This window comes from Lentzea sp. NPDC058436 (assembly GCF_042721515.1).
Lineage (GTDB): Bacteria > Actinomycetota > Actinomycetes > Mycobacteriales > Pseudonocardiaceae > Lentzea.
This window is the reverse complement of the sequence record NZ_JBHXLF010000013.1, coordinates 146,564-171,706: the sequence shown is the minus strand read 5'-3', so window position 1 is coordinate 171,706 and position 25,143 is coordinate 146,564. Positions and strand designations below refer to the sequence as shown.

General features: G+C 68.9%; 23 protein-coding genes and 1 riboswitch. Of the genes, 16 read left to right on the top strand and 7 right to left on the bottom strand.

What is annotated here, in order from left to right; all coding sequences use genetic code 11:
• Positions 1-293 precede the first annotated feature (293 nt).
• Positions 294-1,004, bottom strand: a complete 711-nt coding sequence (locus ACFWN2_RS33560) for an NUDIX domain-containing protein (protein ID WP_382434313.1) — start codon at positions 1,002-1,004, stop codon at positions 294-296.
• 127 nt (positions 1,005-1,131) lie between these two features.
• Here ACFWN2_RS33560 and ACFWN2_RS33555 point away from each other — a divergent pair, with 127 nt between their 5' ends.
• Complete coding sequence (locus ACFWN2_RS33555; protein ID WP_382434311.1) at positions 1,132-2,079, top strand: SPFH domain-containing protein; 948 nt, start codon at positions 1,132-1,134, stop codon at positions 2,077-2,079.
• A gap of 23 nt (positions 2,080-2,102) precedes the next feature.
• Entirely contained in the window at positions 2,103-2,927 is an 825-nt protein-coding gene (locus tag ACFWN2_RS33550) for a hypothetical protein (protein ID WP_382434309.1), read from the top strand.
• Here ACFWN2_RS33550 and ACFWN2_RS33545 read toward each other — a convergent pair.
• Positions 2,859-4,136, bottom strand: coding sequence for an MFS transporter (locus ACFWN2_RS33545; protein WP_382434307.1), 1,278 nt, complete (start codon positions 4,134-4,136; stop codon positions 2,859-2,861). The genes ACFWN2_RS33550 and ACFWN2_RS33545 overlap by 69 nt on opposite strands.
• An 87-nt stretch (positions 4,137-4,223) precedes the next feature.
• Between ACFWN2_RS33545 and ACFWN2_RS33540 the strand changes: the two genes are divergently transcribed.
• The 3 genes from ACFWN2_RS33540 (at position 4,224) to ACFWN2_RS33530 (ending at position 7,543) form a co-directional block, all read left to right on the top strand.
• Complete coding sequence (locus tag ACFWN2_RS33540; RefSeq protein WP_382434305.1) at positions 4,224-5,093, top strand: SGNH/GDSL hydrolase family protein; 870 nt, start codon at positions 4,224-4,226, stop codon at positions 5,091-5,093.
• An 87-nt stretch (positions 5,094-5,180) separates the two neighbouring features.
• Entirely contained in the window at positions 5,181-5,576 is a 396-nt protein-coding gene (locus ACFWN2_RS33535; protein ID WP_382434303.1) for an SSI family serine proteinase inhibitor, read from the top strand.
• 89 nt (positions 5,577-5,665) lie between these two features.
• A complete protein-coding gene (locus ACFWN2_RS33530) occupies positions 5,666-7,543 on the top strand; it encodes an ABC1 kinase family protein (RefSeq protein ID WP_382434301.1) in 1,878 nt (625 codons plus the stop codon).
• On the opposite strand, the gene ACFWN2_RS33525 is transcribed toward ACFWN2_RS33530, so the two are convergent.
• The gene (locus tag ACFWN2_RS33525) at positions 7,540-7,944 is read right to left on the bottom strand and encodes a hypothetical protein (protein ID WP_143091943.1); all 405 of its coding nucleotides are present in this window, start codon (positions 7,942-7,944) and stop codon (positions 7,540-7,542) included. The two genes, ACFWN2_RS33530 and ACFWN2_RS33525, sit on opposite strands and share 4 nt — an antisense overlap.
• A 70-nt stretch (positions 7,945-8,014) precedes the next feature.
• Between ACFWN2_RS33525 and ACFWN2_RS33520 the strand changes: the two genes are divergently transcribed.
• The 4 genes from ACFWN2_RS33520 (at position 8,015) to ACFWN2_RS33505 (ending at position 11,703) form a co-directional block, all read left to right on the top strand.
• Positions 8,015-8,665 carry a TVP38/TMEM64 family protein gene (locus ACFWN2_RS33520; RefSeq protein ID WP_382434299.1) on the top strand — a complete coding sequence of 217 codons (651 nt, stop codon included), beginning with the start codon at positions 8,015-8,017 and terminating at the stop codon, positions 8,663-8,665.
• A 490-nt stretch (positions 8,666-9,155) separates the two neighbouring features.
• Positions 9,156-10,745 (top strand): TROVE domain-containing protein, encoded by a 1,590-nt coding sequence (locus tag ACFWN2_RS33515; RefSeq protein ID WP_382434297.1) that lies wholly within the window; start codon positions 9,156-9,158, stop codon positions 10,743-10,745.
• Positions 10,746-10,822: 77 nt separating this feature from the next.
• Complete coding sequence (locus ACFWN2_RS33510; protein WP_382434295.1) at positions 10,823-11,176, top strand: winged helix-turn-helix transcriptional regulator; 354 nt, start codon at positions 10,823-10,825, stop codon at positions 11,174-11,176.
• Positions 11,173-11,703, top strand: a complete 531-nt coding sequence (locus ACFWN2_RS33505; RefSeq protein WP_382434293.1) for a nucleoside-diphosphate sugar epimerase/dehydratase — start codon at positions 11,173-11,175, stop codon at positions 11,701-11,703. The genes ACFWN2_RS33510 and ACFWN2_RS33505 overlap by 4 nt, the downstream gene beginning before the upstream one ends.
• Here the strand turns inward: ACFWN2_RS33505 and ACFWN2_RS33500 are convergent.
• Together ACFWN2_RS33500 and gcvH are read right to left on the bottom strand one after the other, a co-directional pair.
• Positions 11,690-13,054: an L-serine ammonia-lyase gene (locus tag ACFWN2_RS33500; protein ID WP_382434292.1), complete on the bottom strand. Its 1,365-nt coding sequence runs from the start codon at positions 13,052-13,054 to the stop codon at positions 11,690-11,692. The two genes, ACFWN2_RS33505 and ACFWN2_RS33500, sit on opposite strands and share 14 nt — an antisense overlap.
• Before the next feature lie 43 nt (positions 13,055-13,097).
• Positions 13,098-13,481, bottom strand: coding sequence for a glycine cleavage system protein GcvH (gene gcvH / locus ACFWN2_RS33495; protein ID WP_382434290.1), 384 nt, complete (start codon positions 13,479-13,481; stop codon positions 13,098-13,100).
• 64 nt (positions 13,482-13,545) lie between these two features.
• A riboswitch (glycine riboswitch) is annotated at positions 13,546-13,638 on the bottom strand.
• A 224-nt stretch (positions 13,639-13,862) separates the two neighbouring features.
• Between gcvH and ald the strand changes: the two genes are divergently transcribed.
• Positions 13,863-14,975 carry an alanine dehydrogenase gene (ald, locus tag ACFWN2_RS33490; protein ID WP_382434288.1) on the top strand — a complete coding sequence of 371 codons (1,113 nt, stop codon included), beginning with the start codon at positions 13,863-13,865 and terminating at the stop codon, positions 14,973-14,975.
• 55 nt (positions 14,976-15,030) lie between these two features.
• Here ald and ACFWN2_RS33485 read toward each other — a convergent pair whose 3' ends face one another.
• Both ACFWN2_RS33485 and ACFWN2_RS33480 read right to left on the bottom strand, forming a co-directional pair.
• Positions 15,031-15,711: a TetR/AcrR family transcriptional regulator gene (locus ACFWN2_RS33485; RefSeq protein WP_382434286.1), complete on the bottom strand. Its 681-nt coding sequence runs from the start codon at positions 15,709-15,711 to the stop codon at positions 15,031-15,033.
• 10 nt (positions 15,712-15,721) lie between these two features.
• Positions 15,722-17,170, bottom strand: a complete 1,449-nt coding sequence (locus tag ACFWN2_RS33480) for an MFS transporter (RefSeq protein ID WP_382434284.1) — start codon at positions 17,168-17,170, stop codon at positions 15,722-15,724.
• A 342-nt stretch (positions 17,171-17,512) separates the two neighbouring features.
• Here ACFWN2_RS33480 and ACFWN2_RS33475 point away from each other — a divergent pair, with 342 nt between their 5' ends.
• The 6 genes from ACFWN2_RS33475 (at position 17,513) to ACFWN2_RS33450 (ending at position 25,078) form a co-directional block, all read left to right on the top strand.
• The gene (locus tag ACFWN2_RS33475; RefSeq protein WP_045312139.1) at positions 17,513-17,695 is read left to right on the top strand and encodes a hypothetical protein; all 183 of its coding nucleotides are present in this window, start codon (positions 17,513-17,515) and stop codon (positions 17,693-17,695) included.
• The gene (locus ACFWN2_RS33470; RefSeq protein ID WP_382434283.1) at positions 17,695-18,132 is read left to right on the top strand and encodes a hypothetical protein; all 438 of its coding nucleotides are present in this window, start codon (positions 17,695-17,697) and stop codon (positions 18,130-18,132) included. Before ACFWN2_RS33475 ends, ACFWN2_RS33470 begins: the two co-directional genes overlap by 1 nt.
• 22 nt (positions 18,133-18,154) lie before the next feature.
• Positions 18,155-19,117 (top strand): ABC transporter ATP-binding protein, encoded by a 963-nt coding sequence (locus tag ACFWN2_RS33465; protein ID WP_382434281.1) that lies wholly within the window; start codon positions 18,155-18,157, stop codon positions 19,115-19,117.
• Positions 19,117-19,989 carry an ABC transporter permease subunit gene (locus tag ACFWN2_RS33460; protein WP_382434279.1) on the top strand — a complete coding sequence of 291 codons (873 nt, stop codon included), beginning with the start codon at positions 19,117-19,119 and terminating at the stop codon, positions 19,987-19,989. Before ACFWN2_RS33465 ends, ACFWN2_RS33460 begins: the two co-directional genes overlap by 1 nt.
• Positions 19,990-20,015: 26 nt before the next feature.
• A complete protein-coding gene (locus tag ACFWN2_RS33455) occupies positions 20,016-23,756 on the top strand; it encodes an ABC transporter ATP-binding protein (RefSeq protein ID WP_382434277.1) in 3,741 nt (1,246 codons plus the stop codon).
• A gap of 488 nt (positions 23,757-24,244) precedes the next feature.
• Positions 24,245-25,078 (top strand): hypothetical protein, encoded by an 834-nt coding sequence (locus ACFWN2_RS33450; RefSeq protein WP_382434275.1) that lies wholly within the window; start codon positions 24,245-24,247, stop codon positions 25,076-25,078.
• The last annotated feature ends 65 nt before the right edge of the window (positions 25,079-25,143 follow it).

Here is a 25,143-nt window from a genome sequence, read left to right as displayed (position 1 = left end):
GGTCACACGGGCACCCGTCTTTCCTCCGCTTCCCACCCCTCCTCAGGTGCAGCCCGCTCTTGGTGCGACTCGTGATGGGACCCCACCGCCAACGCAACCCTCAAACGCAACAGGCAGCCGCCCTACGCACCAGGCGTGCCATCAACCCGCAGGCAGCGCTACCCCCATTTCAGATTGCCGGGGTCTGGGGCAGAGCCCCAGGGGAAGCACGCAACGCAAGGTCGCCGCACGCAACCCGGCCACCCGCACAAGCCGCGACCCGCAAGGCGACAGGCCGCAAGCAAGCCAACCACCTACGCCCCTGGCTCAGCCCCAGCCCCACCCCCAGCCCCCCGAACCAACGGCGGAAACAACACCTCAACCCCACCCCTCCGAAACAGGGCAGCAGGCCGCCCCCCATCCCGAGAAGTGCTCTCCCCGGTAGCCACAAGCAACCCCCCAACCCCAGTCACCTTCCGATGAAAGTTCCGGGGATCCAAAGCCACCCCCCAAACGATCTCGTAAACCCGCCGCAACTCCGCCACCGTGAACTCCGCCCCGCAGAACGCGGTCCCCAAAGCGGTGTACTCCAACTTGGCCCGAGCCCGCTCCACCCCGTCCTCCAAGATCCGGCCGTGGTCGAAGGCAAGCCCAGAAACCTCCTCCACTGGCACCCAAGAAGCAGCAGCCGCATCAGTCCCGGCCACAGGCACGGGCAAGTCAGGCGCCAACGCCAGGTAGGCCACCGACACGACCCTCATCCGAGGATCCCGCCGAGGCTCCCCGTACGTCCCCAACTGCTCCAGGTGCAGCCCGGACACCCCGGTCTCCTCGGCCAGCTCCCGAACGGCGGCCGCGTCCACCGACTCGGCGACCTGGACGAACCCCCCTGGCAACGCCCACCGCCCCCGGAACGGCGCCTCCCCCCTCCTGACCAGCAACGCACACAGCGTGTCGGCCCGCACGGTCAGCACCACGAGATCGACCGTGACCGCGAAGGGAGGGAAATCACTTGGCGAGTACACGATCGAAGTATAGGCTTATCGTCAGATGGACGACAAGCGCACGATCGGGGGGTCGAGCGCTTGTCGTCCATCCCGAACAGGTCCCGAACAGAACCCGCACACAAAGCAGCCACACAGGGAGCAGAACATGGCCGACATCAGCACCTACCCAGGACTCCGCCACCTCAGGGGCACCCCGACGGTCCACATCAGACACGTCAGGAAGGGCAAGATCGTCCACGAGGGCACCGGCCTGAGCTTCTGGTTCCGCCCCAGAACCGCGGTGCTGAGCGAGGTCCCGGTGGACGACAGGGAACTCCCGATGCTGTTCCACGCGAGAACGCAGGACTACCAGGACGTCACGGTCCAGCTCACGGTCACCTACCGCTGCACCGACCCGGAGACCGCCACGACGAGGATCGACTTCTCGATCGACCCGGACACCGGCACCTGGCGCCAGGACCCGCTGAACCAGATCGCGAACACCCTCACCGAGAGCACCCAGCAGCACGCCCTCAAGATCCTCGGCACGCTCGACCTCGAAACCGCGATCAGGACCGGCGTCGAGAAGGTCAAGGCGGCGGTGTCTGCCAACCTGAAGGCGGAGCACATCGGGCTGCAGATCATCGACGTCCGCGTGGTCGCCATCCGGCCGGACGCCGACATGGAGAAGGCCCTGCAGACCACCATCCGCGAGAAGGTCCAGCAGGAAGCCGACAAGGCCACCTACGAACGTCGTGCCATCGCGGTCGAACGCGAGCGCGCGATCAGCGAGAACGAACTGCAGAACCAGATCGAGCTCGCGAAACGGGAAGAGCTCCTGGTCGTGCAACGCGGTGCGAACGCGCTGAAGAAGGCCGAGGACCACGCCAGGGCCAGCCGCGTCGCCGACGACGCCAAGGCCGAGGGCATCCGCAAGCTGGCCGAGGCCGAGGCGGCCGGCGAGAAGGCACGACTGGACGCCTACAAGGAGGTCCCGCAGGGGACGTTGCTCGCCCTGGCGGCCAAGGAACTCGCCGGCAACCTCCCCGAGATCGGCAGCATCTCGCTCACGCCCGACATCATCCAGCCGATCCTGCAGCGGCTCGCGCGATGAGCCTCGCACCGAGAATCGTGCTGGTGCACAGGCGCACCGAGCTGACAGAGTTGTTGGCACGACACGGGACGCGGGGGCAGGTCGAGTTCTTCCTCAAGTCCCGCAACAGAACTCTGGACGAGGTGGTGGACCGTGACCAGCAGGCCCGCAAAGCGCTGGGAGACGTCGGCGCCGCGATCCCGCTCGACTGGCGCCGTGGCGTCGTCGAGCGGGAAGACCTGTCGCGGTTCCTGTTCGCGCCCGAGGACGTAGTCGTCATCGTCGGGCAGGACGGGCTGGTCGCCAACGTCGCCAAGTACCTCGACGGCCAGCCCGTGATCGGCATCAACCCGGAACGGGGCGTGCTCGCCCAGCACTCCCCGCAAGATGCCGCGGAACTCCTGCACAGCACGACGAACACCGAGGACCGCACGATGGTCGAGGCCAGGGCGGACGACGGCCAGACCCTCTACGCGCTCAACGAGATCTACGTCGGCCACCCGAGCCACCAGACCAGCCGCTACCGCATCGCGGACGAACGCCAGGCGTCGTCCGGAATTCTCGTTGGCAGCGGCACGGGCGCGACGGGCTGGTGCAGTTCGGCGCACCGCGAGAGGAAGAGCCCGCTCACCCTGCCCACCCCGACCGAGCGCAGGCTCGTGTGGTTCGTCAGGGAGGCCTGGCCGTCGCCGAGCACCGGCATCAACCACACCGAAGGCGAGATCACCGACCAGGAACTCCGGATCGACGTCGAGACGGACGGCCTCGTGGCGTTCGGCGACGGCATCGAGAGCGACGCGCTACGACTGGGCTGGGGCCAGCGGCTGAGCATCGGACTCGCCGCCCGCAGGCTCCGCCTCGTGCGCTGACCCGATCACCAGCAGGCACACGCCGGACAGCACCGCGCCGGCGATCAGGTACAGCGCGATCGCCCAGGTTCCGGTGCGCAGCAACGACTGCGCGACCAACGGTGCCAGCCCGCCACCCAGCACGGCGCCGAGCTGGAAGCTCAACGCCACGCCGCTGTAGCGCACGCGGGTCCGGAACAGCTCGGCGAAATAGGCGGCGGACGGACCGAACAACGCCGCCGAGCCGACGAAGCCGAGCACCATCGCGAACGTGAACCAGCCCGAGTCCGTGAGCCAGAACAGCGGGAACGCGAACGCGGCCTGGAAGATCGCGCCGCCGAACATCACCGGCAGCCGCCCGATGCGGTCCGACAGCAACGCGAACGCGGGCACCGCCACGACCTGCGCCACGGACCCGACGATCGTCGCGACCAACAGGTCGTCCGCGGAGATCTTCAGCGCCGTGCGCCCGTAGCCGATCATGAACACGCTCAGCACGTAGATGAAGATCGTGAAGCCGAGGTTCACGCCGGCGCCCAGCAGCACCACGCGCCACCGGTCGCGCAACACCTCCGCGATCGGCAGCCGCGCCTTCTCCACTCGTTCGAACCGCGGCGACTCCGACACGCGCAGCCGGATGTAGAGGCCGATCCCGACCAGCACGACCGAGAACAGGAACGGCAACCTCCAGCCCCAGCTCAGGAAGTCCGGCCCGGACGCGCGCGACGACACGTACATCGCGAGGTTCGCCAGCACGAGCCCGACCGGCGACCCGATGAACACCCAGCTGCCGTACCAGCCCCAGCGCCCCGGCGGCGCGTGCTCGACGGCCATCAGCGACGCACCGCCCTGCTCACCGCCCATGAAGAAGCCCTGGACGAGCCGCAGCAACACGAGCAACAACGGCGCCAGGATGCCGACCTGGGCGTAGGTCGGCAGCAGGCCGATCAACGCCGTGGACGCGCCCGTCACCGAAAGGGTGATCACGAGCATCGGCCGCCGCCCGATCCGGTCGCCGAGGTGCCCGATCACCGCGCCGCCCAGCGGCCGGGCGAAGAAACCCGCGCCGAACGTGGCGAACGCGAGCAGCACGCCGACGCGCGAGTCGAACTGCGGGAAGAAGATCTTGTCGAACACGAGCGCCGACGCCGTGCCGTAGAGCAGGAAGTCGTACAGCTCGATCGTGTTACCGACTGCTGATGCCGCCGCTACTTTGCGTACCCCCGTCATCGTTCCAGCCTGGTCGAGGGATTGACACTGCGCAATGGTCCGGTCACCCTTCGTCCTACGTTCCTACTCACCAGTAACGAGGTAGCAATGACGCGCCGAGTGACTGTTGTTTCCCTGCTCACGGCCCTGTTCGCGGCCTTGCTGGTACCGCACGCCAGCGCCGCCCCGACCTACCGGAACTACGTCTCGCTCGGAGATTCGTTCGTCTCGGGACCGTTCATCCCCCTGCAGCGGCTCGATCCGCTGAGCTGCTTCAAGTCCACGCAGAACTACCCGTCCGTGCTCGCGAAGAGGCTCGGCGTCGCCAACTTCACCGACATCTCCTGCGGTGGCGCGCAGACCAAGGACATGGCGGGCGTCCAGACCGGCATCCCCGGCCAGTCGGTGGCGCAGTTCTCCGCCCTCAAGGCCACGACGGACCTCGTCACGGTGTCCATCGGCGGCAACGACATCGGCTTCTCCGACATCATCCTGACCTGCGCCGGCAAGAGCATCGCCGACCCGAACGGCGCTCCCTGCAAGGCGAACTACGGCGACTCGCTCGGTCAGCGCGTCGACGCCACCGCCGCCAAGGTGGCCGCCGTCCTGCAGGGCATCAAGCAGCGCAGCCCGAAGGCCAAGATCGTCGTGGTCGGCTACCTGCGGATCCTGCCGCCGTCGGGTGGCTGCTGGCCGGTCGTGCCGATCTCCAGGGGCGACGTGCCGTACCTCGACAACGTGCAGCAGCAGCTCAACGGAATGCTGGGCGCACAGGCGAAAGCGGCCGGTGCCACGTTCGTGAACCCCTACGACATCAGCGCCGGACGCGACACGTGCGCGGCGCCGTGGGACAAGTGGGTCGAGGGCATCATCCCGACGAGCCTCGCGTTCCCCGTTCACCCGAACGCCAAGGGCATGGCTGCGGTGGGTGACCAGGTGGCGAAGGCGCTCGCCGGGACGGAGTCCACGCGCATCTAGTTGCACGCAGTTAAGGCGGTTTACACGATCTGGTGTTACCGCCCGGTTGAATGGAATACAGGGTCCTTGTCGCGCCAGAGTGGTGGCATGGCAAGGACCCGACTTCTGTTTGCCTGTCTCGCGCTCGCCGCACCGCTCGTCCCCGCGACGGCCCAGGCGGCACCCCTGACAGCGCACCTCCTCCCCGAATCCGGCCTGGTGCTGTCCGTCCAGCCGGAGATGGGCACGCTCAGCACCACGCAGCTGAACTGCGAACCCGCGGGCGGGCTGCACAAGAACGCCCAGCAGGCGTGCGACCAGCTCATGCCCGTCGAAGGCGACTTCCGCAGACTGGAAGAGACCGGCGCGATGTGCACGATGGAGCTGAACCCGACCAAGGCCACGTTGCGCGGCAAGTGGCGCACCAAGAAGATCGACTTCCAGCAGGTGTTCTCGAACCCGTGCGTGCTGCGGGCCTACACCGGCAAGGTCTTCGACTTCTGATCCCCTGACCGCGCCATCGGGGTTCCAGCACACCGCCGTCGTGCTGGAACCCCGGTGGCGTTCAGCTTCGACGGCCTAGGCTGCCGTCCATGGGGGACTTCCTGGTCTACACGATCGGTTTTCCGGTCACGTTCGTGCTGCTCGTCATGGGCATGGCCCTGGCCGCACGGCGAATCCTCGGCCTGCGCATCGGCCTGATCCGCACCGCGCTCGCGTGTGCGCTGGCGATGTCGGTGGCGCAGAGCGCCTTCGGCGAGACCACCGCCGAACCGTCCGCCGGCCTCGTGACGCTCCAACTCGGACTGTCCATTCTCGCCGTGATCGCCGTGCTGGCGTTCGCGGAGATCATCGTCCCGACCGGCTCGATCCCGCCGCCCACCGAGTGGTGGGGCATGGCGCGGCGCCGGATCGCGCGGACCCGCCGGTACTCGCGGATCACCGCCATCGCGTTCCGCCACGGCCTCGGGCCCTACCTGCGCGGCCGGGAACGCACCTCCACCGGCCTCTCACGGTCGTTGCGGCTCGCCCTGCAGGACGCGGGCGTCACGTTCGTGAAGCTCGGGCAGGTGCTGTCGACGCGCGCCGACCTGTTGCCGCAGGACTTCGTCGACGAGCTGAGCCTGCTGCAGGACAAGGTGCCGGCGGCCAAGTGGGACCAGGTCCGCGAGGTGCTCGACGCCGAGGTCGGGCTCGACGCGTTCCGGGAGGTCGATCCCGAACCCCTGGCCGCGGCTTCGATCGCGCAGGTGCACCGCGCCGTGCTGAAGTCCGGCGCCGAGGTCGTCGTGAAGGTGCAACGGCCGGACGTGCGGGCGACCGCCGAGGGTGACCTCGACATCGTGTCCCGGCTGGCCGAGACCCTGCAGCGCACGCGGTGGGGCTCCGCGCTGGGGATCAGGGACCTCGCCGCCGGGTTCGCGGCGGCGTTGCGCGAGGAGCTCGACTTCAAGATCGAGGCCCGCAACATCACGGCCGTCGCGGCGGCGTCGGACTCGTCCGTCGGACTGCCTCATGTCCACATGTCGACTTCGCGCGTGCTCGTCATGGACCGGCTCGACGGCGTGCCGTTGCGCGGCGCGTCCGAGGACGAGGGGCTCGCACGGACGTTGCTGCGGTTCGTGCTGCGCCAGGTGATGCTCGACGGCGTCTTCCACGCCGACCCGCACCCCGGCAACGTGCTGCTGCTCAGCGACGGCCGCCTGGGCCTGCTCGACTTCGGCTCGGTCGGCAGGATCGACTCCGCGCTGCGCTCGGCGTTGCAACGGCTGCTGCTCGCGATCGACCGCAGCGACCCGGCGGGGCTCACGGACTCGCTGCTGGAGCTCACGTCCCGGCCGGAGGACATCGACGAGCAACGGCTGGAGCGCGCCCTCGGCCAGTTCATGGCGCGGCACCTCGGCGCGGGCATGCGCCCGGACGTGGAGATGTTCGGCGACCTGTTCCTGATCGTGTCGCGGTTCGGCCTGAGCATCCCGCCGGAGATCGCGGCGGTGTTCCGCGCGCTGGCGACGCTGGAGGGCACTCTCGCGGTGCTCGCGCCGGGCTTCAACATCGTGGTCGAGTCGCGGTCGTTCGCGACCGAGCAGATCACCGAGCGGCTCACGCCGGAGTCGGTGAAGCGCACGATGGCCGAGGAGCTCCAGGCCGTGCTGCCGATGCTGCGCAGGCTGCCGAGGCGGATCGACCGGATCACCGGCGCGATGGAGCAGGGACGTCTGAGCATGTCGGTGCGGCTGTTCGCGGACGAGCGCGACCGGTCGTTCGTCACGAGCCTGCTGCACCAGGTGATGCTGACGGCGCTGGGCGCGACCGCCGGCGTGATGTCGGTGCTGCTGCTCGGCTCGACCGGCGGGCCGCAGATCTCGCCGGACGTGGGGCTGTACCAGGTGTTCGGCTACAACCTGATGATCATCAGCGTGCTGCTGGGTTTGCGGGTTGTTGTCGCGGTGTTCAGGCCGCGTTCCTAGAACTGCCTGCGGTAGACCGAAACGTCGTCGCGCCACACCCCGAACTGGTCGGGAGCGGACTGGACGACCGTCATCTCGTTGAGGTGCCCGAGCACCCGCCACGCCCGCGCAACCGCTTGCGCGCCCGCGTAGGCGATCGTGCAGAACCGGCGCGGCTCGACGACCGTCCGCACGCGGTCGACGTGGCCGACGCTCATCGGCGTGTCCTGCCACAGGTCCAATGTGTACCCGGTCCGGATGGGGTCGCCGGACCCCAGGACACCCTCGATGCTCACGACCAGACGGTCGTTCTCCAGCCTCAGGTCGTAGTGACCGCTCCTCGGAGGCGTACCGCCGGTGTACGCGGAGCGTGCCGGGTCGAGCACCCAGTGCCCCAGAAAAGGCACGAGATCGTCACTCATGTGTGTCCCTTCGCGGAACCTGCGCCACTGGCGGATTGTCCGGCGGATCGACGTGGGCGACCATCACCCGATGAGTTATGAGACGGGCGTCCGGTGGAAGTGGATACCGGCCGTCGTGCTCGGCTTCGTGTTGCTGAGCTGGATCGTGTTCGAGGCACTCGACCTCATCGACTTCGACGGTGTCGTGACGTGGGTGCGCGGCATCGACCCGGTGTGGGCGGCGGCGGCGATCTTCGCCCTGCTCGTCGTGGACGTGCTGCTACCAGTGCCGTCCACCCCGCTCATCGTGCTGGCGGGAACGGCACTCGGCCTGCCCCTAGGACTGGCACTCGCGATCGTCGGATCCCTGGGTTCCTCAGCCGCAGGGTACGCCCTGGGGCGGTTCGCGGGCCCGCTCCTGGTGCGCCGGGTGGTGACCATCGAGGAGCTGACCGAGATGCGGCGCTGGGGCCGTCAGTTCGGGCCCTGGTTCTTCGGCGTGGCCCGCGGCATCCCGATGATGGCGGAGACCGTGTCGGTGTCCGCGGGGGTGTCCAGGGTGTCGTTCCGGACTTTCATGTCGTACACGCTCATCGGAACCCTGCCGATCTGCGCCGCGTACGTGTTCGCCGGATCGAAGGCCGACACCGTCGAGCAGATCGTGATGATCAGCGCCGCCGGATTCCTGTTGACGGTCGGCCTCTTCTACCTCCTGCGCCGGCTCGTGAAGGCGGCGCCTTAGGAAAACCCTTTGCGCGGTGTGGTTGTATGAATGAGCGCCCGGTGCGCAGTGGAGGGTTACTTCCGGTGAATTCTCAGGTTCAACTCCTGAGGCCGGCTCCGGCCGGTCTCTGCTCACCTCGGTGAGCACGTCACCTTCCACGATTTGATCTCGGGCGTCCAAAACTCCACATCGGCTTCGAAATCAATTCGCTGGCGCGGTGTGGTTGCATTGAAATCGCACCCGGTGCGAAAGTCCACGGTTACTTCATTCGAGTTGAAACCAGACCGTGGGCGCGTTTGACCTCGGGAGCGCACAACTTCACACGTGTCCGGTGCGAAGCAGAGGGTTACTTCCACTGTTAATGGGCGGGTTGCGGGTTCGAGTCCCGTCAGTCGTTCGGCGGCTGTAGCTCAACTGGCAGAGCAGCAACGTACCTTCCGCGACTTTGATCTCGGACACGTGTGGAGTTCGTGGGCTCCCCTTTTGTTTCTCCGAGGGGGAAGAGCCGATGGCGAAGTTCAACATCTTCCGCGCACGTCCGGCGGGCACCAGCCCTGTCGCCACGGCGCCCGAACCGACCGCCCGCACCTACGAGGGCGGCGACGGCTACGCGCGCGACACGAAGTCCGAGCTGTTCCTGCTCGCCGTGTCGAACATGGGCGGCGAGGACACGTTCTACGAGTCCGGCCGCAAGCGCGACAACCGCTTCGCCGCGCTCGTGCACTCCGCGGCGCTCGCGGATCCCGAGTGGACCGCGCGCCTGCTCAAGTGGCTGCGCAGCGAGGCGAACATGCGCACGGCGTCCCTCGTGGGCGCCGCGGAGTTCGTCCTCGCGCGCCTGGTCGCCGAGTCCGACGCGGGCGTCACCAACCGCGCCGTCGTGGACTCCGTGCTGCAGCGAGCGGACGAGCCGGGCGAACTCCTCGCGTACTGGACCGGCCAGAACGGCCGCCGGGTGCCGAAGCCGATCAAGCGAGGCATCTCGGACGCCGTCCAGCGGCTCTACGACGAGCGCGCGGTCCTCAAGTGGGACAGCGACGCCCGCGGCTTCCGCATGGCCGACGTGCTCAACCTCGCGCACCCGTCGCCCGGCGCGTCCTGGCAGGGCTCGCTCTTCCAGTACGTGCTGGACCGCCGCCGCTCCCCCGACGTCGAGGTGCCGGAGGCGCTACGCGTGGTCGCGGCACGGCGTGAGCTGATGGCGTGGCCGCTGGAGCAGCGCCGGGCGTTGTTCTCGCGTCCCGACGCGGCCGACGTGCTGCGCTCGGCGGGGATGACGTGGGAGGCCGTGGCGGGATGGCTGCAGGGCCCGCTCACCCGTGAGGTGTGGGAGGCGCTGGCGCCGTCCATGGGATACATGAGCCTTTTGAGAAACCTCAGGAACTTCGACGAGGCCGGCATGTCCGACGAGGCGGCGGCCGCCGTCGCGACGCGTCTGGCCGACCCCGGCCAGGTCGCGCGCTCGCGGCAGTTCCCGTTCCGCTTCCTGTCCGCGTACGAGGCGGCGCCGAGCCTGCGCTGGGGCCACGCCCTGGACCAGGCGCTGCAGGCGTCGTTGAGCAACCTGCCCGCGCTGCCGGGCCGTTCGCTGGTCCTGATCGACACCTCGGCGTCGATGACGGGCGGCGCGATCTCGGCGCGTTCGAAGGTCACCCCGGCCAAGGCCGCGGCGGTCTTCGGCGTGGCGCTGGGCGCGAAGGGCGAGCAGGTCGACGTCGTCGGGTTCGCGGACGGCACGTTCCGCCACGACGTCGCGCGCGGGGCATCGGTGATCCGCGAGGTCGGCCGGTTCCTCGAGCGGATCGGCGAGGTCGGGCACGGCACCGACATCGTCGGGTCGCTGCGGCGCTCGTACAAGCGGCACGACCGCGTGTTCATCATCTCGGACATGCAGACGATGTCCGGGTACTACGGCAACGGCGTCTCGGACGTCGTGCCGGCGCACGTGCCGATCTACGGCTTCAACCTGGGCGGGTACCAGCACGCCGCGTACGCGACCGGAAAGGCCAACAGGCACGAGTTCGGCGGCCTGACGGACGCGACGTTCCGCATGGTCCCCCTTCTCGAAGCAGGTCAGAACGCCACCTGGCCGTTCTGACGGTGTGAGGGTTCTCCTGACGCGGAGAACCCTCACACTTACTATCAGTAAGCGTCCCCACCAGCTATGATGTCGACATGGAGTACAACGTGTTCGCGAAGGCGTGCCCGTCACGTCCCTTGCTGGAGCACGTCACCGGCAGGTGGGGCGGCCTGACGATGGGCGTGCTCGTCGACGGTCCGCTGCGGTTCAACGAGCTGCGCCGCCGCGTCGACGGGGTCAGCGAGAAGATGCTGTCCCAGACGCTGCAGGCGCTCGAACGCGACGGCCTCGTGCACCGCGACGCGCAGCCCACGAACCCGCCGCGGGTCGACTACAGCCTCACGCCGCTCGGCCGCGAGACGGCGGAGCGGTTGCTGTCGTTGATCCACCTGCTGGAGGCGCGGATGCCCGACGTGCTGGACGCGCAGAAGGCGTACGACGCGCGTTGAAGGGCTGTGGGCTCTGCTGGACCGAGGCCGAACTGGCGCTGCTCGACGGTGATCCGGCGCTCGTGCCGGACAAGGTCGTGTGGCAGTTCGCCTGGGAGGTCGAGGACCACTTCGAGCCCGAGGAGTACGGGCCTGCCTGGCGCCGGCTCGGGTACCGGGTGATCGGTCTGCTGGACGACGATCCCGACTCCCGCCTCACCATGGGACTGACGTGGGCGGGCTGGCAGGACTGGCCGGAGGCGGAACGCACCGCGCTGTACGAGCAGGTCACCGACGTCGTTCTGCGTGCAGCGGCGGACGAAAATCGCCTGCGCGACCTCGGTGAACTGCTCCAGGCGGCCGCGCAGCTCGACCAGAGCCTGACGCCGTGGCTGCGGCTGGCCGACACGCTCCCCGACGAGGTCGTCGAGCACCTCGCCGAGGAGTGGTCGGACGTGAACAGTGCGAACAGCACGTTCGGCACGTGGTTGCGCTGGACCGGTCCCACGCCTCAAGAAGAGGTCGAGGAGTGGCTCAGCACTCGATGACGTTCACGGCGAGCCCGCCGCGTGCCGTCTCCTTGTACTTCACCGACATGTCCTTGCCGGTGTCCCGCATGGTCTTGATGACCTTGTCGAGCGACACGAAGTGCGAGCCGTCACCGCGCAAAGCCATGCGCACGGCCGTGATCGCCTTGATGGACGCGACGGCGTTGCGTTCGATGCACGGGATCTGCACCAGTCCGCCGATCGGGTCGCACGTGAGGCCGAGGTTGTGCTCCATGGCGATCTCGGCGGCGTTCTCGACCTGTTCGGGGGTGCCGCCGAGCACCTCGGCGAGTCCGCCGGCGGCCATCGAGCAGGCAGAGCCGACCTCGCCCTGGCAGCCGACCTCGGCGCCGGAGATCGACGCGTTCTCCTTGAACAGCACGCCGATCGCGCCCGCGGTCAGCAGGAACCGGACGACGCCGTCGTCGGACGCTCCCGGCACGAACTTCGTGTAGTAGTGCAGGACCGCGGGGACAATGCCGGCCGCGCCGTTGGTCGGTGCGGTGACGACGCGGCCGCCTGCCGCGTTCTCCTCGTTGACGGCCAGCGCGAAGAGCGTCACCCAGTCCATGACCCGCAGCGGGTCGGTGACGAAGTGCTCGCCCTCCAGGCGTTTGCGCATCTCGGCGGCACGGCGGCGGACCTTGAGGCCGCCGGGCAGGACGCCGTGCTCGGTGCAGCCGCGTTCGACGCACTCCTGCATGACGTGCCAGATGTGCAGAAGTCCTTCGCGGACCTCGGTTTCCGTGCGCCACGACAGCTCGTTGGCCATCATGATCTCGCTGATCGACAGGCCGGTCTCGCGGCAGCGCGCGAGGAGCTGGTCGCCGGTCAGGAACGGGTGCGGCAACGGCGTCGAGTCGGGCTTGATCCGGTCGGTGCCGCTGGCGTTCTCGTCGACGACGAAACCGCCGCCGATCGAGTAGTAGACGGCGTGCTCGACCGACTTGCCGTCCGCGAACGCCTCGAAGCTCATCCCGTTGGGGTGCAACGGGAGTGACTTGCGGCGGTGCATGACGAGGTCGCGGTCGTGCACGAAGCCGATCTCGTGCGTGCCGCCGAGCTTCAGCCGTCCGCTGGAGATGATCTCCTCGACGCGACCGGCCGCGACGGCGGGATCGACCTCCTCCGGGAGGTTGCCTTCGAGGCCCAGGAACACGGCCTTGGGGCTGCCGTGGCCGTGCCCGGTCGCGCCGAGCGAGCCGAACAGCTCGACGTGCACGCGGTCCACTGTGGACGTTCGGTCGCCGAGCTTGTCGACGAACATGGCCGCCGCGCGCATCGGGCCGACCGTGTGGGAGCTGGACGGTCCGATGCCGACGGAGAACAGGTCGAAAACGCTGATCGCCACTGATCAGTCCTTCGTGGTGGTGGAGCGGTCAGTCAGGCGCATGTCAGTCGGTCTTGGTGAGCTCGGCGTACTTCGCCGCGGTCAGCAGGTTCTCGGCCGACTCGACGCGGACCTTGAACAGCCAGCCGGCGCCGTACGGGTCGGTGTTCACGACCGCCGGGTCGTCCACGACGGCGTTGTTGACCTCGATGACCTCACCGGTGACGGGCGAGAAGAGGTCGCTGACGGACTTGGTCGACTCGAGCTCGCCGCACACGGCGTTGGTGACGACCTTGGTGCCGACCTCAGGCAGCTGCACGTACACGATGTCGCCCAGCGCGTCGGCAGCGTACTCGGTGATTCCGCAGGTCAGCGGGTCCTGGGTGCCCGGCGTCCAGTCGACCCACTCGTGCTCGACGGTGTAGAGCAGGTTCTCGGGGAACTCCACGGCGCGACTCCTCTGGCTGTGACGGGTCAGGACAACTAGCGCCCCCTCCGCCGTGCAGAGTTGCCTACCCCGAGCGGTCTTGCTGCCTGAGAGTGTGCGGGAGCTTGCCCCTTCGGCGCCCCGACCAGTTCGTCGAGGTCTCTCCCACTCGGGTTCTGACGCTTTCGCGCCGCGGCCGGTGTTCAGTTCTCGGCGCGCACGCTATGTGCGGTCCCCGCCGGGTGTCAACGCCGGACGGGCGCGTGGAACGCGAACCACGTTCAGGTCGCTCTGTCCCAAGTGAACAATCCAGCTGGTACCGGATAGTGCTATCTGCACAGTGACATGACCTTGCGACTGGCTCACATTGTGAGATGTCGGCCACCGAACGGAGGAGTCATCGTGCGGATCGCAGTCCCCCGCGAGATCAAGAACCACGAGTACCGCGTCGCTCTCACCCCTGCCGGTGCGCACGAGCTGACGAGCCGCGGGCACGACGTGTTCGTCGAGCAGGGTGCCGGTCTGGGCTCCGCGATCACCGACGAGGAGTACCTCGCCGCCGGTGCCAAGATCCTCGCGACCGCCGACGACGTGTGGGCGGAGGGTGACCTGGTTCTCAAGGTCAAGGAGCCCATCGCCGAGGAGTACCCGCGTCTGCGGGCCGGCCAGACCCTCTTCACGTACCTGCACCTCGCCGCCGACAAGCCGCTGACCGAGGCGCTGCTCGCGTCCGGCACCACGGCCATCGCCTACGAGACCGTGCAGCTGCCGAACCGCGCGCTGCCGCTGCTCGCCCCGATGTCCGAGGTCGCGGGCAGGCTCGCCCCGCAGGTCGGCGCGTTCAGCCTGATGAAGCCCTCCGGCGGCCGCGGCGTGCTGCCCGGTGGCGTCCCCGGTGTCGCCCCGGCCCGCGTGGTCGTGATCGGCGGCGGCGTGGCGGGGGTCAACGCCGCCACCATCGCCGTGGGCATGGGCGCGGACGTGCAGATCCTCGACACCAACGTCGACCGCCTGCGCCAGATCGACGCCCAGTTCCAGGGCCGCCTCCGCACGCTCGCCTCGAACTCGTTCGCCATCGAGCAGGCCGTCCGCGAGGCCGACCTGGTCATCGGCGCCGTGCTCGTCCCCGGTGCCGCCGCGCCGAAGCTCGTGTCGAACGCGCTGGTCGCGGACATGAAGCCGGGTTCGGTGCTCGTCGACATCGCCATCGACCAGGGCGGCTGCTTCGAGGACTCCCGCGCGACCACGCACGCCGAGCCGACCTACGAGGTCCACAACTCGGTGTTCTACTGCGTCGCGAACATGCCGGGCGCCGTCCCGCGCACGTCGACCTACGCGCTGACCAACGTGACGCTGCCGTACGCGGTCGCGCTGGCCGACAAGGGCTGGACGCAGGCGCTGAAGGACGACCGTTCGCTGGCCCTGGGCCTGAACGTCCACGCCGGTCAGCTGACCAACGGCCCGGTGGCCGAGGCGACCGGCCTCCCGCACACGCCGCTGGAGAGCGTCGTCTGAAGACCAACTGAATGAATGAGGCCCCCGCACGCGTGAATCGCTGCGGGGGTTTCGCCTACCTGAGGGCGGCGACGCGCGCCTTGATGCCGTCGATCACGCAGTCCAGCCCGAACTCGAACTGGCTCTCCAGCGACCAGATCTCCTGCTCGTCCAGCATCCTGACGTAGTTCGGGTGCTTGTCCCGGTACAGGTCGGCGATCTTGGCCAGGTCCGGCGGCGGGGAGTCCATCCCGCCGCGGGCGATGAAGTTGACCTCGGCGATGACGTACCCGACGGCGAAGCTCGACACCGTCGAGACCGACTTGGCCGCCGCCGCGAGGGGCAGACCCGCCCGCAGCATCGGTTCGAACATCGAGTCCGACATCGCCACCGCCTTGGGGCCGATGCTGTTGAACTCGCCGATGTTCTTGACCCACCACGGGTGCTTGTGCGCGATCTGACGCATCGCGTGCATCATCCCGCGCACCGCGGTCTCCCAGTCGTCGTCCGGCCCCGGCAGGGGGAACTCGCCGTAGACCTCGTCGAGGCACAGCTCGATCAGCGCGTCCTTCGTCGGCACGTGCCAGTACAGCGACATGGGGGCCGCGCCGAGCTCCGCGGCGAGCCTGCGCATGGACAGCTTCTGCAGACCGTGTTCGTCCAGCATCTCCATCGCCTTGCGGACGATCACCTCACGGCTCAGGCCGAGGGGCTGGCCGCCGCCGGGCCTGGGTTTGCTGAACCACACGCTCTCCACGTCGACGATCCTATGCACGCCGGAGCAACACGCTGGCCACAACACCTCCCAGGAACACCGCGATCGCGCCGATCACGAGGCTGACGGTCATGCCGTTCGAGAACGCCTCGCGCACCACCGCGACGTCCGCGCCGCTGTGCAGGGCCTCGGACAGCGAACGCCCCGGCACGCCGTCCGGCAGCGAGGCCGCGAACCGCGCCGACAGCAGCGCGCCCAGGACGGCGATGCCGAACGAGGACCCCAGCTCCGACAGCGTCCCCGACAGCCCGGACGCGACGCCGGCCCGTTCCGGCGGGATCGACCCCATCAGCGCGTTGACCGCGACCGGTTGCGACACACCGACTCCGACGCCGATGAGGACCAGCCCCGCCAGCGTCGGCGGGTAGGTGGTGCCGATCGACAGCAACGCCACGCCGCTCGCGACGATCGTCATGCCGAGCAGCATCGCCCTGCCGGCGCCGAGCCTGATCACGAGCTGTCCCAACGTGTTGCTGGTGATCAGCAGCGCGATCGCCATCGGCGCCACGCGCACGCCGGCCTCCAGCGGGCTGTAGCCGAGCACGCCCTGGAGGTGTTGCGTCAGCAGGAAGAGCGAGCCCGCCATGCCGAACGCCGCCAGCACGCCCGAGGCCACGGCACCGGTGAACCGGCGGTTGTGGAAGAACGTCAGGTCGAGCATCGGGTCGGCGGTGTGCCGTTCCCACAACGCGAATCCGGTCATGGTGACCAGGCCGATCGCGACCGGCACGCCGAACTCGACCGAGCCGAACCCGTGCTCCGGCACCTCGATCACCGCGTACACGATCGACACCATGCCGATGATCGACAGGATCGAGCCGATCACGTCCGGCCTGCGCACGGCCGGGTCCTTGGACTCCGGCACCAGGAACGCGACGGCAGCGAGCGCGAGGACCGCCACCGGCACGTTGATCAGGAACACCGAGCCCCACCAGAAGTGCTTGATGAGCGCGCCGCCGATCACCGGTCCCGCCGCGAAGCCGAGGCTCGTGACGGCGGCCCAGATGCCGATGGCCTTGGGGCGTTCCTTGTCGTCGAACAACTGCGTCAGCACGGCGAGCGTGCCCGGCATCAGCACCGCGGCGCCGATGCCCATGAAGCCGCGGGCCGCGATCAGCGCCTCGGACGTGCTCGCCCAGGCCGCGACCGCGCTGCCCGTGCCGAACAGGACCAGGCCCGTCAGCAGCGCGCGCTTGCGGCCGAACCTGTCGCTGAGCGACCCGGTCGTGAGCAGCAGGCCCGCCAGTGCCAGCGAGTAGGCGTTGATCATCCACTGGATGTCGGCGGTGCTCGCGCCCAGACTCGTCGAGATGGACGGAATCGCCACGTTGAGGACGGTGTTGTCCAGCACCACCACCATCACGGACAGGCACAGCACGCCGAGAACGGCCCAGCGCTGCGGGTGCGGGCGCACCCCGACCTCTTCGGTCGTCGAAGTCATCTCCGGTCCCCCTTACAGTGTACGAGGACCTTACAGCGTACGAGAACGCCGGGCGCAACTGTTTTGAAGGCAGGACGTGCCGGAAAGTGGGAAAAATAAAGGGCGGCCGCGCTCAACCAGCCTGGGGGTCACTGGGAGCGGGGCCGCCGTCACCAAATATAGCGGGCTTCGTCGGGCCGCGCCCAGCACCCCTGCCGAAACGCGACCCAAAAGTTTCCCCGAGTGGACCACTGCCCGTGTCCGGCCCGTCCAGCAAACGAGTGAATTCCGCCGATCGCGGTGCGGCGAGCAGGGGGTTCGGCCGATGAAGACCAAGTCGGGTGTCCCTCGAAGGGAGATTCCATGGCTGAACCACAGGGATGGATCCACTGCCACGACCCGTTCGGTCGCGACAGATCGATGACCGTTCTGGTGGAGAACGACCGCGTCCTGCTGGTCACGCCTCCTGGCGAGACCGCTGTGATGTCCGCCACCCAGACGCGCCGCCTGGGCTCTTTGCTCGACCAGGCCACGGCGAAGATGTGATGGACGCGAGCTTGCGCGACGCGGTGCTGCAACGCCTGGCACTGCTGGACAAGGTCGCTGAGCAGGGTGAAGCCGAGGCGCTCGTTCCGTTGGCGCGTGCGGAGATCCACCGCCTCGCGGACGGCTGGCGCCTGCTGCTCACCGTGCACCAGCCCGACGAGGACGGCCGGTGCAGGGCGTGTCCCGGTTGGCTGCGCCGACGCCGGTGGCCTTGCCAGGTCTGGAACATGGCGCACCAGCACCTCATCGGAGAAGGGCTGCCGCACCGCGAACGGCGCCGGCCGTTGCGCAACCCCTTCACTCGATCAGGTGTTATCGAGATGCCGGACGAAACCCCGGCCGAGATGACCACCGAGCTGCCGATCTTGACCGACGAACCACCCGTGGTGCACCGCGCTCCCGTCGTGTCTCGTCCCAAGCACGCCTTGCCGGAGTGACCTTTCAGGCAGGATGGGCCGCATGCATGACGGCAGCGGCCTCATCGCGGTCCAGAACCTGACCAAGCAGTTCGGTCAGGTGACCGCGGTGCAGAACCTGAGCTTCACCGTGTCACCCGGCAGCGTGACGGGCTTCCTCGGCCCGAACGGCGCTGGCAAGACGACGACCCTGCGGATGTTGCTGGGTCTCGTCAAGCCCACGGGCGGCACGGCGACGATCAACGGACGACCGTTCCACCAGCTCGGCCAGCCCGGCCGCGTCGTGGGCGCGGTGCTGGAGGCGCAGGGGTTCCACCCCTCCCGCTCCGCCCGCAACCACCTGCGCGTGTACGCGTCGGCCATCGGCGTGCCGGACGCGCAGGCCGACCAGGTCATCGGCCTGGTCGGCCTGGGCAGCGCCGCCGACCGCAAGGTGGGCGGGTTCTCCCTCGGCATGAAGCAGCGGCTGGCGCTGGCCACGGCGTTGCTCGGCGACCCGCAGGTGCTCGTGCTGGACGAGCCGGCGAACGGCCTCGACCCCGAGGGCATCGCCTGGCTGCGCACGTTCCTGCAGTCCTACGCGCGCATGGGCCGCACGGTGCTGATCTCCAGCCACCTGCTGGCCGAGGTCGAGCAGACCGTCGACCAGGTCGTGATCATCTCGCGCGGTCAGACGATGTTCTACGGGCCGTTGGACCAGTTGCGGCAGTCGCAGCAGCGGCGCGTGCTCGTGCAGCCGTCGGACATCAACGCTCTCGCACACGCTCTGCGCAACGCCGGTGTGCAGGCGATCGAACAGCTGCCGGACGGCAGGCTCGCGGTGTCCGGTGTGGACTCGCGGCAGGTCGCCGACCTCGCGTTGCAGGCAGGTGTGTCGATCTACGGCATCCAGGAGGAGCAGGTCGACCTCGAACGGCTGTTCTTCCAGCTCACCAGCGGCCAGTACGCCGGGCATCCGCCGGCGCAGGCCCCGAATCCGTACCAGCAGCAGGGTGGTTGGGCCTGATGGGCAACCTCGTGGGAGCGGAGCTCCGCAAGACGACGACGACCGGCCTGTGGTGGGGTCTGCTGATCCCGACGGCGGTGCTGGCGCTCGGCTGGGGGCTCGCGACGGGCCTGCTCGGACAGTTCTTCGTGGACTTCGCGTCGAGCGGTGACGTCGACGAGGTGTCGGACTTCCTCGGGGTCACGCCGGACCAGTGGAAGGTCTCGCTGTTCGGCATGGCGCGGGCGATCAACATCTCGACGATCTTCCCGATGATCTTCGGCGCGATGGCGATCTCCGGTGAGATCAGCAGGCGGACGATCACGACGACGTTCCTGACGGCGCCGTCGCGGATGCACGCGCTGCTGGCGAAGATGCTGGTCTACGTCCTGTGGGGCGCGATCTACGGCCTCGCGATCATGCTGTTCCTCGGCATCGGCGTGGTGATCACCAGCGACTCCGGGCAGCTGCCGGACGCGGGTGGCTGGGCGATGCTGACGCTGGTCTGCGTGCTGTCGTCGATCCTGATGACGATGTTCGGCGTCGGCGTGGGCGCGCTGGTCCCGAACGTGGCCGGGGCGATCGTGCTCCTGCTGATCTACTTCGTCGTGATCGAGAACGTGCTGCACGGCGTGCTCGCGTACCTCGAGGTGCCGTCGATCATCGGCTTCCTGCCGAACGGGTCGATCAACGGGCTCACCGGGTCGGTCTCGGTCGACCTGTTCCTGTCGTCGGCGGGTGTCGTGCCGACGGAGATCGAGGACGTGCTGCGGGCGATCGCCGGTGCGGCCGGGGCGCAGGACTGGTGGCTGTCGGGGATCGTGTTCCTCGCGTGGGCCGGTGTCGTGTTCGCGGGCGGCTGGGCGGTCACGCAGTCCAAGGACATCACCTGACCTGCGGTTTCTGACGTCACAAATTTATGTCGGACCCCGAACGTACTGTGGGTCCCGTGACGAAGGGCTGGATCCGCCGACTTGCCGCCGCGTGCTGGCAGCACCCCCGACTGGTGGTGCTGTCGGTGCTCGCCGCGGTCGTCGGCGTGGGTCTGCAGGCGGCGGGGCCGTTACTGCTCAAGACGGCGATCGACGACTCGACGGGCGGCCGCACCGACCGGTTGTGGCCGCTCATGGTGGCGTTGGTCGTGCTGGAGCTGCTCACGTTCGGGTCGGCGTTCCTGCGGCGATATCTGGGCGGGCGGCTGGCGCTGGGCGTGCAGCACGACCTGAGGCTCGGCGTGTTCTCGGCGGTGCAGCGGCTCGACGGCGCGAAGCAGGACGAGCTGCGGACCGGGCAGATCGTGTCGCGGTCGATCACCGACCTGCAGCTGGTGCAGTCGTTGCTGATGATGGCGCCGCTGGCCGTGGGCACGGTGGTGTTCGCGCTGGCCGCGCTCGCGGCGATGATCTACCTGTCCGTGCCCCTGACGATCATCGCGGTGATCGTGCTGCCGCTCGTGGCGTGGCTGGCCGGGCGCACCCGGCTGACGCTGTTCCCCGCCACGTGGTCGGCGCAGCAGCGGGCGGCGGACCTGGCGCAGCACGTCGAGGAGACCGTCACCGGTGTCCGCGTGGTGAAGGGCTTCGGCCAGGAGGCGCGCGAGGTCGCCCGGCTGGAGAAGCACGCCAAGTTCCTTTTCGCGGAACGGATGCGGGCGGCGCGGCTGTCGTCGAAGCCTCTCGCGACCGTCACCGCGCTGCCGTTGCTCGGCCAGGTCGCGGTGCTGGGCCTGGGCGGCTGGCTCGCGTTGCACGGCCAGGTCACGCTGGGCACGTTCCTCGCGTTCACGACGTACGTGGCGAACCTCGTGGGGCCGACCCGGCTGCTGTCGAGCCTGATGGTGTCCGCGCAGCTGGCGCGTGCCGGTGTGGAGCGGGTCTACGAGCTGATCGACTCGCAGCCGGACGTGACGGACGGGCCAGGCGAGGTGCCCGACGGTCCGCTCGGGGTCTCGTTCTCCGGCGTCACCTTCGGGTACGCGCGCAGCGAGCCCGTGCTGAAGGACTTCTCGATCTCCGTCGAGCCGGGCGAGACGCTGGCCCTGGTGGGCACGGCGGGTTCCGGCAAGTCGACGGTGTCGTTGCTGCTGCCCCGTTTCTACGACGTGCACGAGGGCTCGGTCCGGGTCGGCGGCGCGGACGTGCGCACGTTGAAGCTGGAGTCGTTGCGCGGCTCGGTGGGCGTGGTGTTCGAGGAGGCGTTCCTCTTCTCCGACACGGTGTTCTCGAACATCGCGTACGGCAGCCCTGACGCGTCGCGCGAGGAGGTCGAGCGCGCCGCGAAGGCCGCCGAGGCGCACGACTTCATCAACGCCCTGCCGCTCGGTTACGACACGGTGGTGGGCGAACGAGGCCTCACCCTGTCCGGCGGCCAGCGCCAGCGCGTGGCTCTGGCCAGGGCTCTGCTCTCCGACCCGCGCATCCTGGTGCTGGACGACGCGACGTCCGCCGTGGACAACGCGACCGAGGCCGCGATCCACGCGACGCTGGCGTCGGTGACGGCGCACCGCACGACACTTCTGGTGGCGCACAGGCGTTCCACGTTGTCGCTGGCCGACCGCATCGCGGTGCTGGACGCGGGCCGCGTGGTCGACGTGGGCACGCACGCCGAGCTGATCGCCCGTTGCGCCCTCTACCGCGACCTGCTGGCGGGCCCTGGCGAGGCGATCGAGTCGGCCGCGCCCGTCCAGACCGGTGAGCTGTGGCCGGAGCTGTCGCAGCAGGAGCTGGACGACCGCCTGATCGCCGAAGCCAAGACCTCGACACCCGCCGCGTCCAGCAGACGCGGCGGAGGTGGCGGTGGTCCCGGTGGCGGCAGCATGGCGGCCCTGGCCGGCGGCCCGCCCACTCCCGAACTGCTGGCCCAGGTCCGTTCGCTCCCGCCCGCCACCGAGGTCCCTGTCCTGCACGGGGAAGACCCGCGCGCCCCCGACCCGGCCTTCCGCCTGGCCCGCCTCCTGCGTCCGGTCCGCTGGGCTCTGGGCGGTGTGGCCGCCCTGGTCGTGCTGGACGCGTTGGTGGGCGTGGGCATGCCCTCGCTGGTGCGCCTGGGCATCGACGGCGGTGTGGTCGGCGGCGCCGAGTCGTCGCTGTGGCAGGCCGTGGCCCTGGGCGTCGGTCTCGTCGCGGTCGGCTGGCTGACGACGGCGGGCAGCACGGTCTTCGCCGCCCGCCTGGGCGAACGCCTGCTCTACCTGCTCCGCGTCCGCAGCTACGCCCACCTGCAACGCCTCGGCCTCGACTACTACGAGCGCGAGATGGCCGGCCGCATCATGACGAGGATGACGACGGACGTCGACGCCCTCTCGACGTTCCTGCAGACAGGCCTGGTCACCGCCGTGATCAGTCTGATCACCGTCCTGGGCATCACCGCGGCCCTGGTCCTCACCGACGCCTCGCTGGCCCTGATCGCACTCTCGGTCCTCCCGATCCTCGTGGTGGCCACGGTGGTCTTCCAACGCCTCTCCTCCACCGCCTACGCCGAGGCCAGGGAACGGGTCAGCGCCGTCAACGCCGACCTCCAGGAGAACGTCTCGGGCCTGCGCGTCTCCCAGGCCTACACGAGGGAACGCCGCTCAGCAGAGGCCTTCGCGGAACGCAGCGACGCCTACCGCCGCACCCGCCTGCGAGCCCAGCGCTACATCGCGACGTACTTCCCGTTCGTGGCGATGCTCTCCGGCGTGGCCCAGGCCGTGGTCCTCGCCGTGGGAGCCCACCGGGTCGCCACGGGCAGCCTCACACCGGGCGTCCTGCTGGCGTTCCTCCTGTACCTGGGCCTGTTCTTCAGCCCGATCCAGCAACTCTCCGGCGTCTTCGACGGCTACCAGCAGGCGAGGGTCGGTCTCCGCAGGATCGGCGACCTGCTCCGCACCCCGAGCACGGTCGAGCCCCCGGCAGACCCGACCCCGGTCCCACCCCGCCTGCGAGGCGAGGTGGAGCTCCGCAACGTCTCCTTCACCTACGCGGGCGCCGACGCACCAGCGCTCGACAACGTGACCCTCCACGTGGCCCCAGGCGAAACAGTCGCCCTGGTAGGCGAAACAGGTGCCGGCAAGTCCACCCTCGTGAAACTGATAGCCCGCTTCTACGACGCCACAGCCGGCGAAGTCCTGGTGGACGGCACAGACGTGCGCGCCTACGACCTCTCCGCCTACCGCCAAAGGCTGGGCGTGGTCCCCCAGGAAGCCCACCTCTTCGGCGGCGACCTGGCCACCAACGTCGCCTACGGCCGCCCGGAAGCAACACCACAGGAGATCGAAAAGGCAACAGCCGCCGTAGGCGCCCTCCCGATGGTCGGCACCCTCCACAACGGTTTCCGCCAACCGGTGGGCGAACGAGGCAACAACCTCTCAGCGGGCCAACGCCAACTGGTGGCCCTCGCAAGGGCAGAACTGGTCAACCCAGACCTATTGCTCCTCGACGAGGCAACAGCAGCCCTAGACCCGGCAACTGAATCGGCAGTGCTGGCAGCCAGCGACCACCTGACAGGCTCCAGAACCACCTTCGTAGTCGCCCACCGCCTGGCGACAGCGGCAAGGGCAGACCGGATAGTCGTCCTGGCCAACGGCCGAGTGATCGAACAGGGCACCCACGCCGACCTCTTAACGGCCAACGGCACCTACGCCCGCCTCTGGCGCCACGGCGACACCCCAGAAGCCGCCTAGCCAAGCCAACCCCCACGCAAGCCGACACACGGCGCACCACCACACCCAACCGGCGCCGGCCACCACACCCGCCCCGCCAACGCCCTCACCGGCAACCCCGCAGACCCCGGCCCAGCCGGGTCCGACCCAACCCCAAGGCACCTCACCCACGGCCCCGACTGCGCAACGCCACAGCCTCACACCCCGCACGTCCAGCCCAACCCAGCGGCTCGGCCCGGCCGGCTCGCCCCACACAGCCTCGCCCCACCAGCCCCTCCCTCCCTCCCTCCCTCCCTCCCTCCCTCCCTCCCCTCGCGCTCTCGCCCCGTCTCCCCTCACCCCGTCTCCCCTCACCCCGCCTCCCCTCACCCCGCCTCCCCTCACCCCGCCTGCCTCGCCCCGCCTGCCTCGCCCGCCTCTACATCCCGCCCGCCTCCCTTCGCCTCGCCTCCTCCCCCACCCACCTCTGGCCCTCTCGCCCCCGCACCCCGCACCCCGAAGGAGACCGCATGCCACCCCGCCCCACCGTCCTCTACGTCTCCGACCTCTCCTACCCCGCCAAAGGCCGCCGCTACTGCGACGAGGACATCTACCTGACCTCCCACCTCAGAAAGGCCTTCGACCTGGCCATCTGCCACCCGGAAGACGCCGCCGCCCTGATGCGGAACTTCGACACGGTCGTCACCCGCAACAGCGGCCCGGTGATCGACTACCCCACCGCCTACGCCCACTTCCGGCAGCAGGCGGAAGCCACCGGCCAACGCGTCTACAACCCGCTGACCGGCAAGGCCGACATGGCCGGCAAGCAGTACCTGGTCGACCTGACCACCCAGGGCTACCCGGTCATCCCCACGGTCGACGACGAGGCCGACCTCGCCAGGCTCCCCCAGGCCGGCACCTACGTCGTGAAGCCCAAGGCGGGCGCCGACTCCCACGGTCTGGAGTTCGTCGAAGCCGGCGACCTCCAAGCCAACGTCGCGCAGAAGGCCCGAACGGAATTCCTGATCCAGCCCAAGATCGATTTCCGGTACGAGGTGTCGTTCTACTTCGTGGACCACGACTTCCAGTACGCGCTGAACGCCCCGGATCCGAACCAGCGCTGGGAACTCACGAACTACACGCCCACCGCGGAAGATCTGGAGTTCGCGCGGAAGTTCGTCCACTGGAACGACCTCGGCCACGGCATCCAGCGCGTCGACGCCTGCCGCACGGAAAGCGGCGACCTGCTCCTCGTCGAACTGGAGGACCTGAACCCGTACCTGTCGCTGGACCGCACGAGCGACGAGACGAGGACTCGCTTCGTCGAGGCGATGACGGCGTCGATCCGCGGTTCACTGACCTGAACAAAACGGTGAAGAGCACGCGCCCAAGATCAATCCACGAAGCACTGCGGTTGTACCTATCGTGA

Coding starts and splice junctions, on each gene's coding strand:
- ACFWN2_RS33530 (WP_382434301.1), top strand. CDS start 5,666: ATGGGGGACTTCCTGGTCTACACGATCGGTTTTCCGGTCACGTTCGTG.
- ACFWN2_RS33525 (WP_143091943.1), bottom strand. CDS start 7,944: ATGAGTGACGATCTCGTGCCTTTTCTGGGGCACTGGGTGCTCGACCCG.
- ACFWN2_RS33465 (WP_382434281.1), top strand. CDS start 18,155: ATGCATGACGGCAGCGGCCTCATCGCGGTCCAGAACCTGACCAAGCAG.
- ACFWN2_RS33555 (WP_382434311.1), top strand. CDS start 1,132: ATGGCCGACATCAGCACCTACCCAGGACTCCGCCACCTCAGGGGCACC.
- ACFWN2_RS33455 (WP_382434277.1), top strand. CDS start 20,016: ATGTCGGACCCCGAACGTACTGTGGGTCCCGTGACGAAGGGCTGGATC.
- ACFWN2_RS33460 (WP_382434279.1), top strand. CDS start 19,117: ATGGGCAACCTCGTGGGAGCGGAGCTCCGCAAGACGACGACGACCGGC.
- ACFWN2_RS33510 (WP_382434295.1), top strand. CDS start 10,823: ATGGAGTACAACGTGTTCGCGAAGGCGTGCCCGTCACGTCCCTTGCTG.
- ACFWN2_RS33470 (WP_382434283.1), top strand. CDS start 17,695: ATGGACGCGAGCTTGCGCGACGCGGTGCTGCAACGCCTGGCACTGCTG.
- ACFWN2_RS33475 (WP_045312139.1), top strand. CDS start 17,513: ATGGCTGAACCACAGGGATGGATCCACTGCCACGACCCGTTCGGTCGC.
- ACFWN2_RS33520 (WP_382434299.1), top strand. CDS start 8,015: ATGAGTTATGAGACGGGCGTCCGGTGGAAGTGGATACCGGCCGTCGTG.
- ACFWN2_RS33535 (WP_382434303.1), top strand. CDS start 5,181: ATGGCAAGGACCCGACTTCTGTTTGCCTGTCTCGCGCTCGCCGCACCG.
- ACFWN2_RS33480 (WP_382434284.1), bottom strand. CDS start 17,170: ATGACTTCGACGACCGAAGAGGTCGGGGTGCGCCCGCACCCGCAGCGC.
- ACFWN2_RS33450 (WP_382434275.1), top strand. CDS start 24,245: ATGCCACCCCGCCCCACCGTCCTCTACGTCTCCGACCTCTCCTACCCC.
- ACFWN2_RS33545 (WP_382434307.1), bottom strand. CDS start 4,136: ATGACGGGGGTACGCAAAGTAGCGGCGGCATCAGCAGTCGGTAACACG.
- ACFWN2_RS33540 (WP_382434305.1), top strand. CDS start 4,224: ATGACGCGCCGAGTGACTGTTGTTTCCCTGCTCACGGCCCTGTTCGCG.
- ACFWN2_RS33515 (WP_382434297.1), top strand. CDS start 9,156: ATGGCGAAGTTCAACATCTTCCGCGCACGTCCGGCGGGCACCAGCCCT.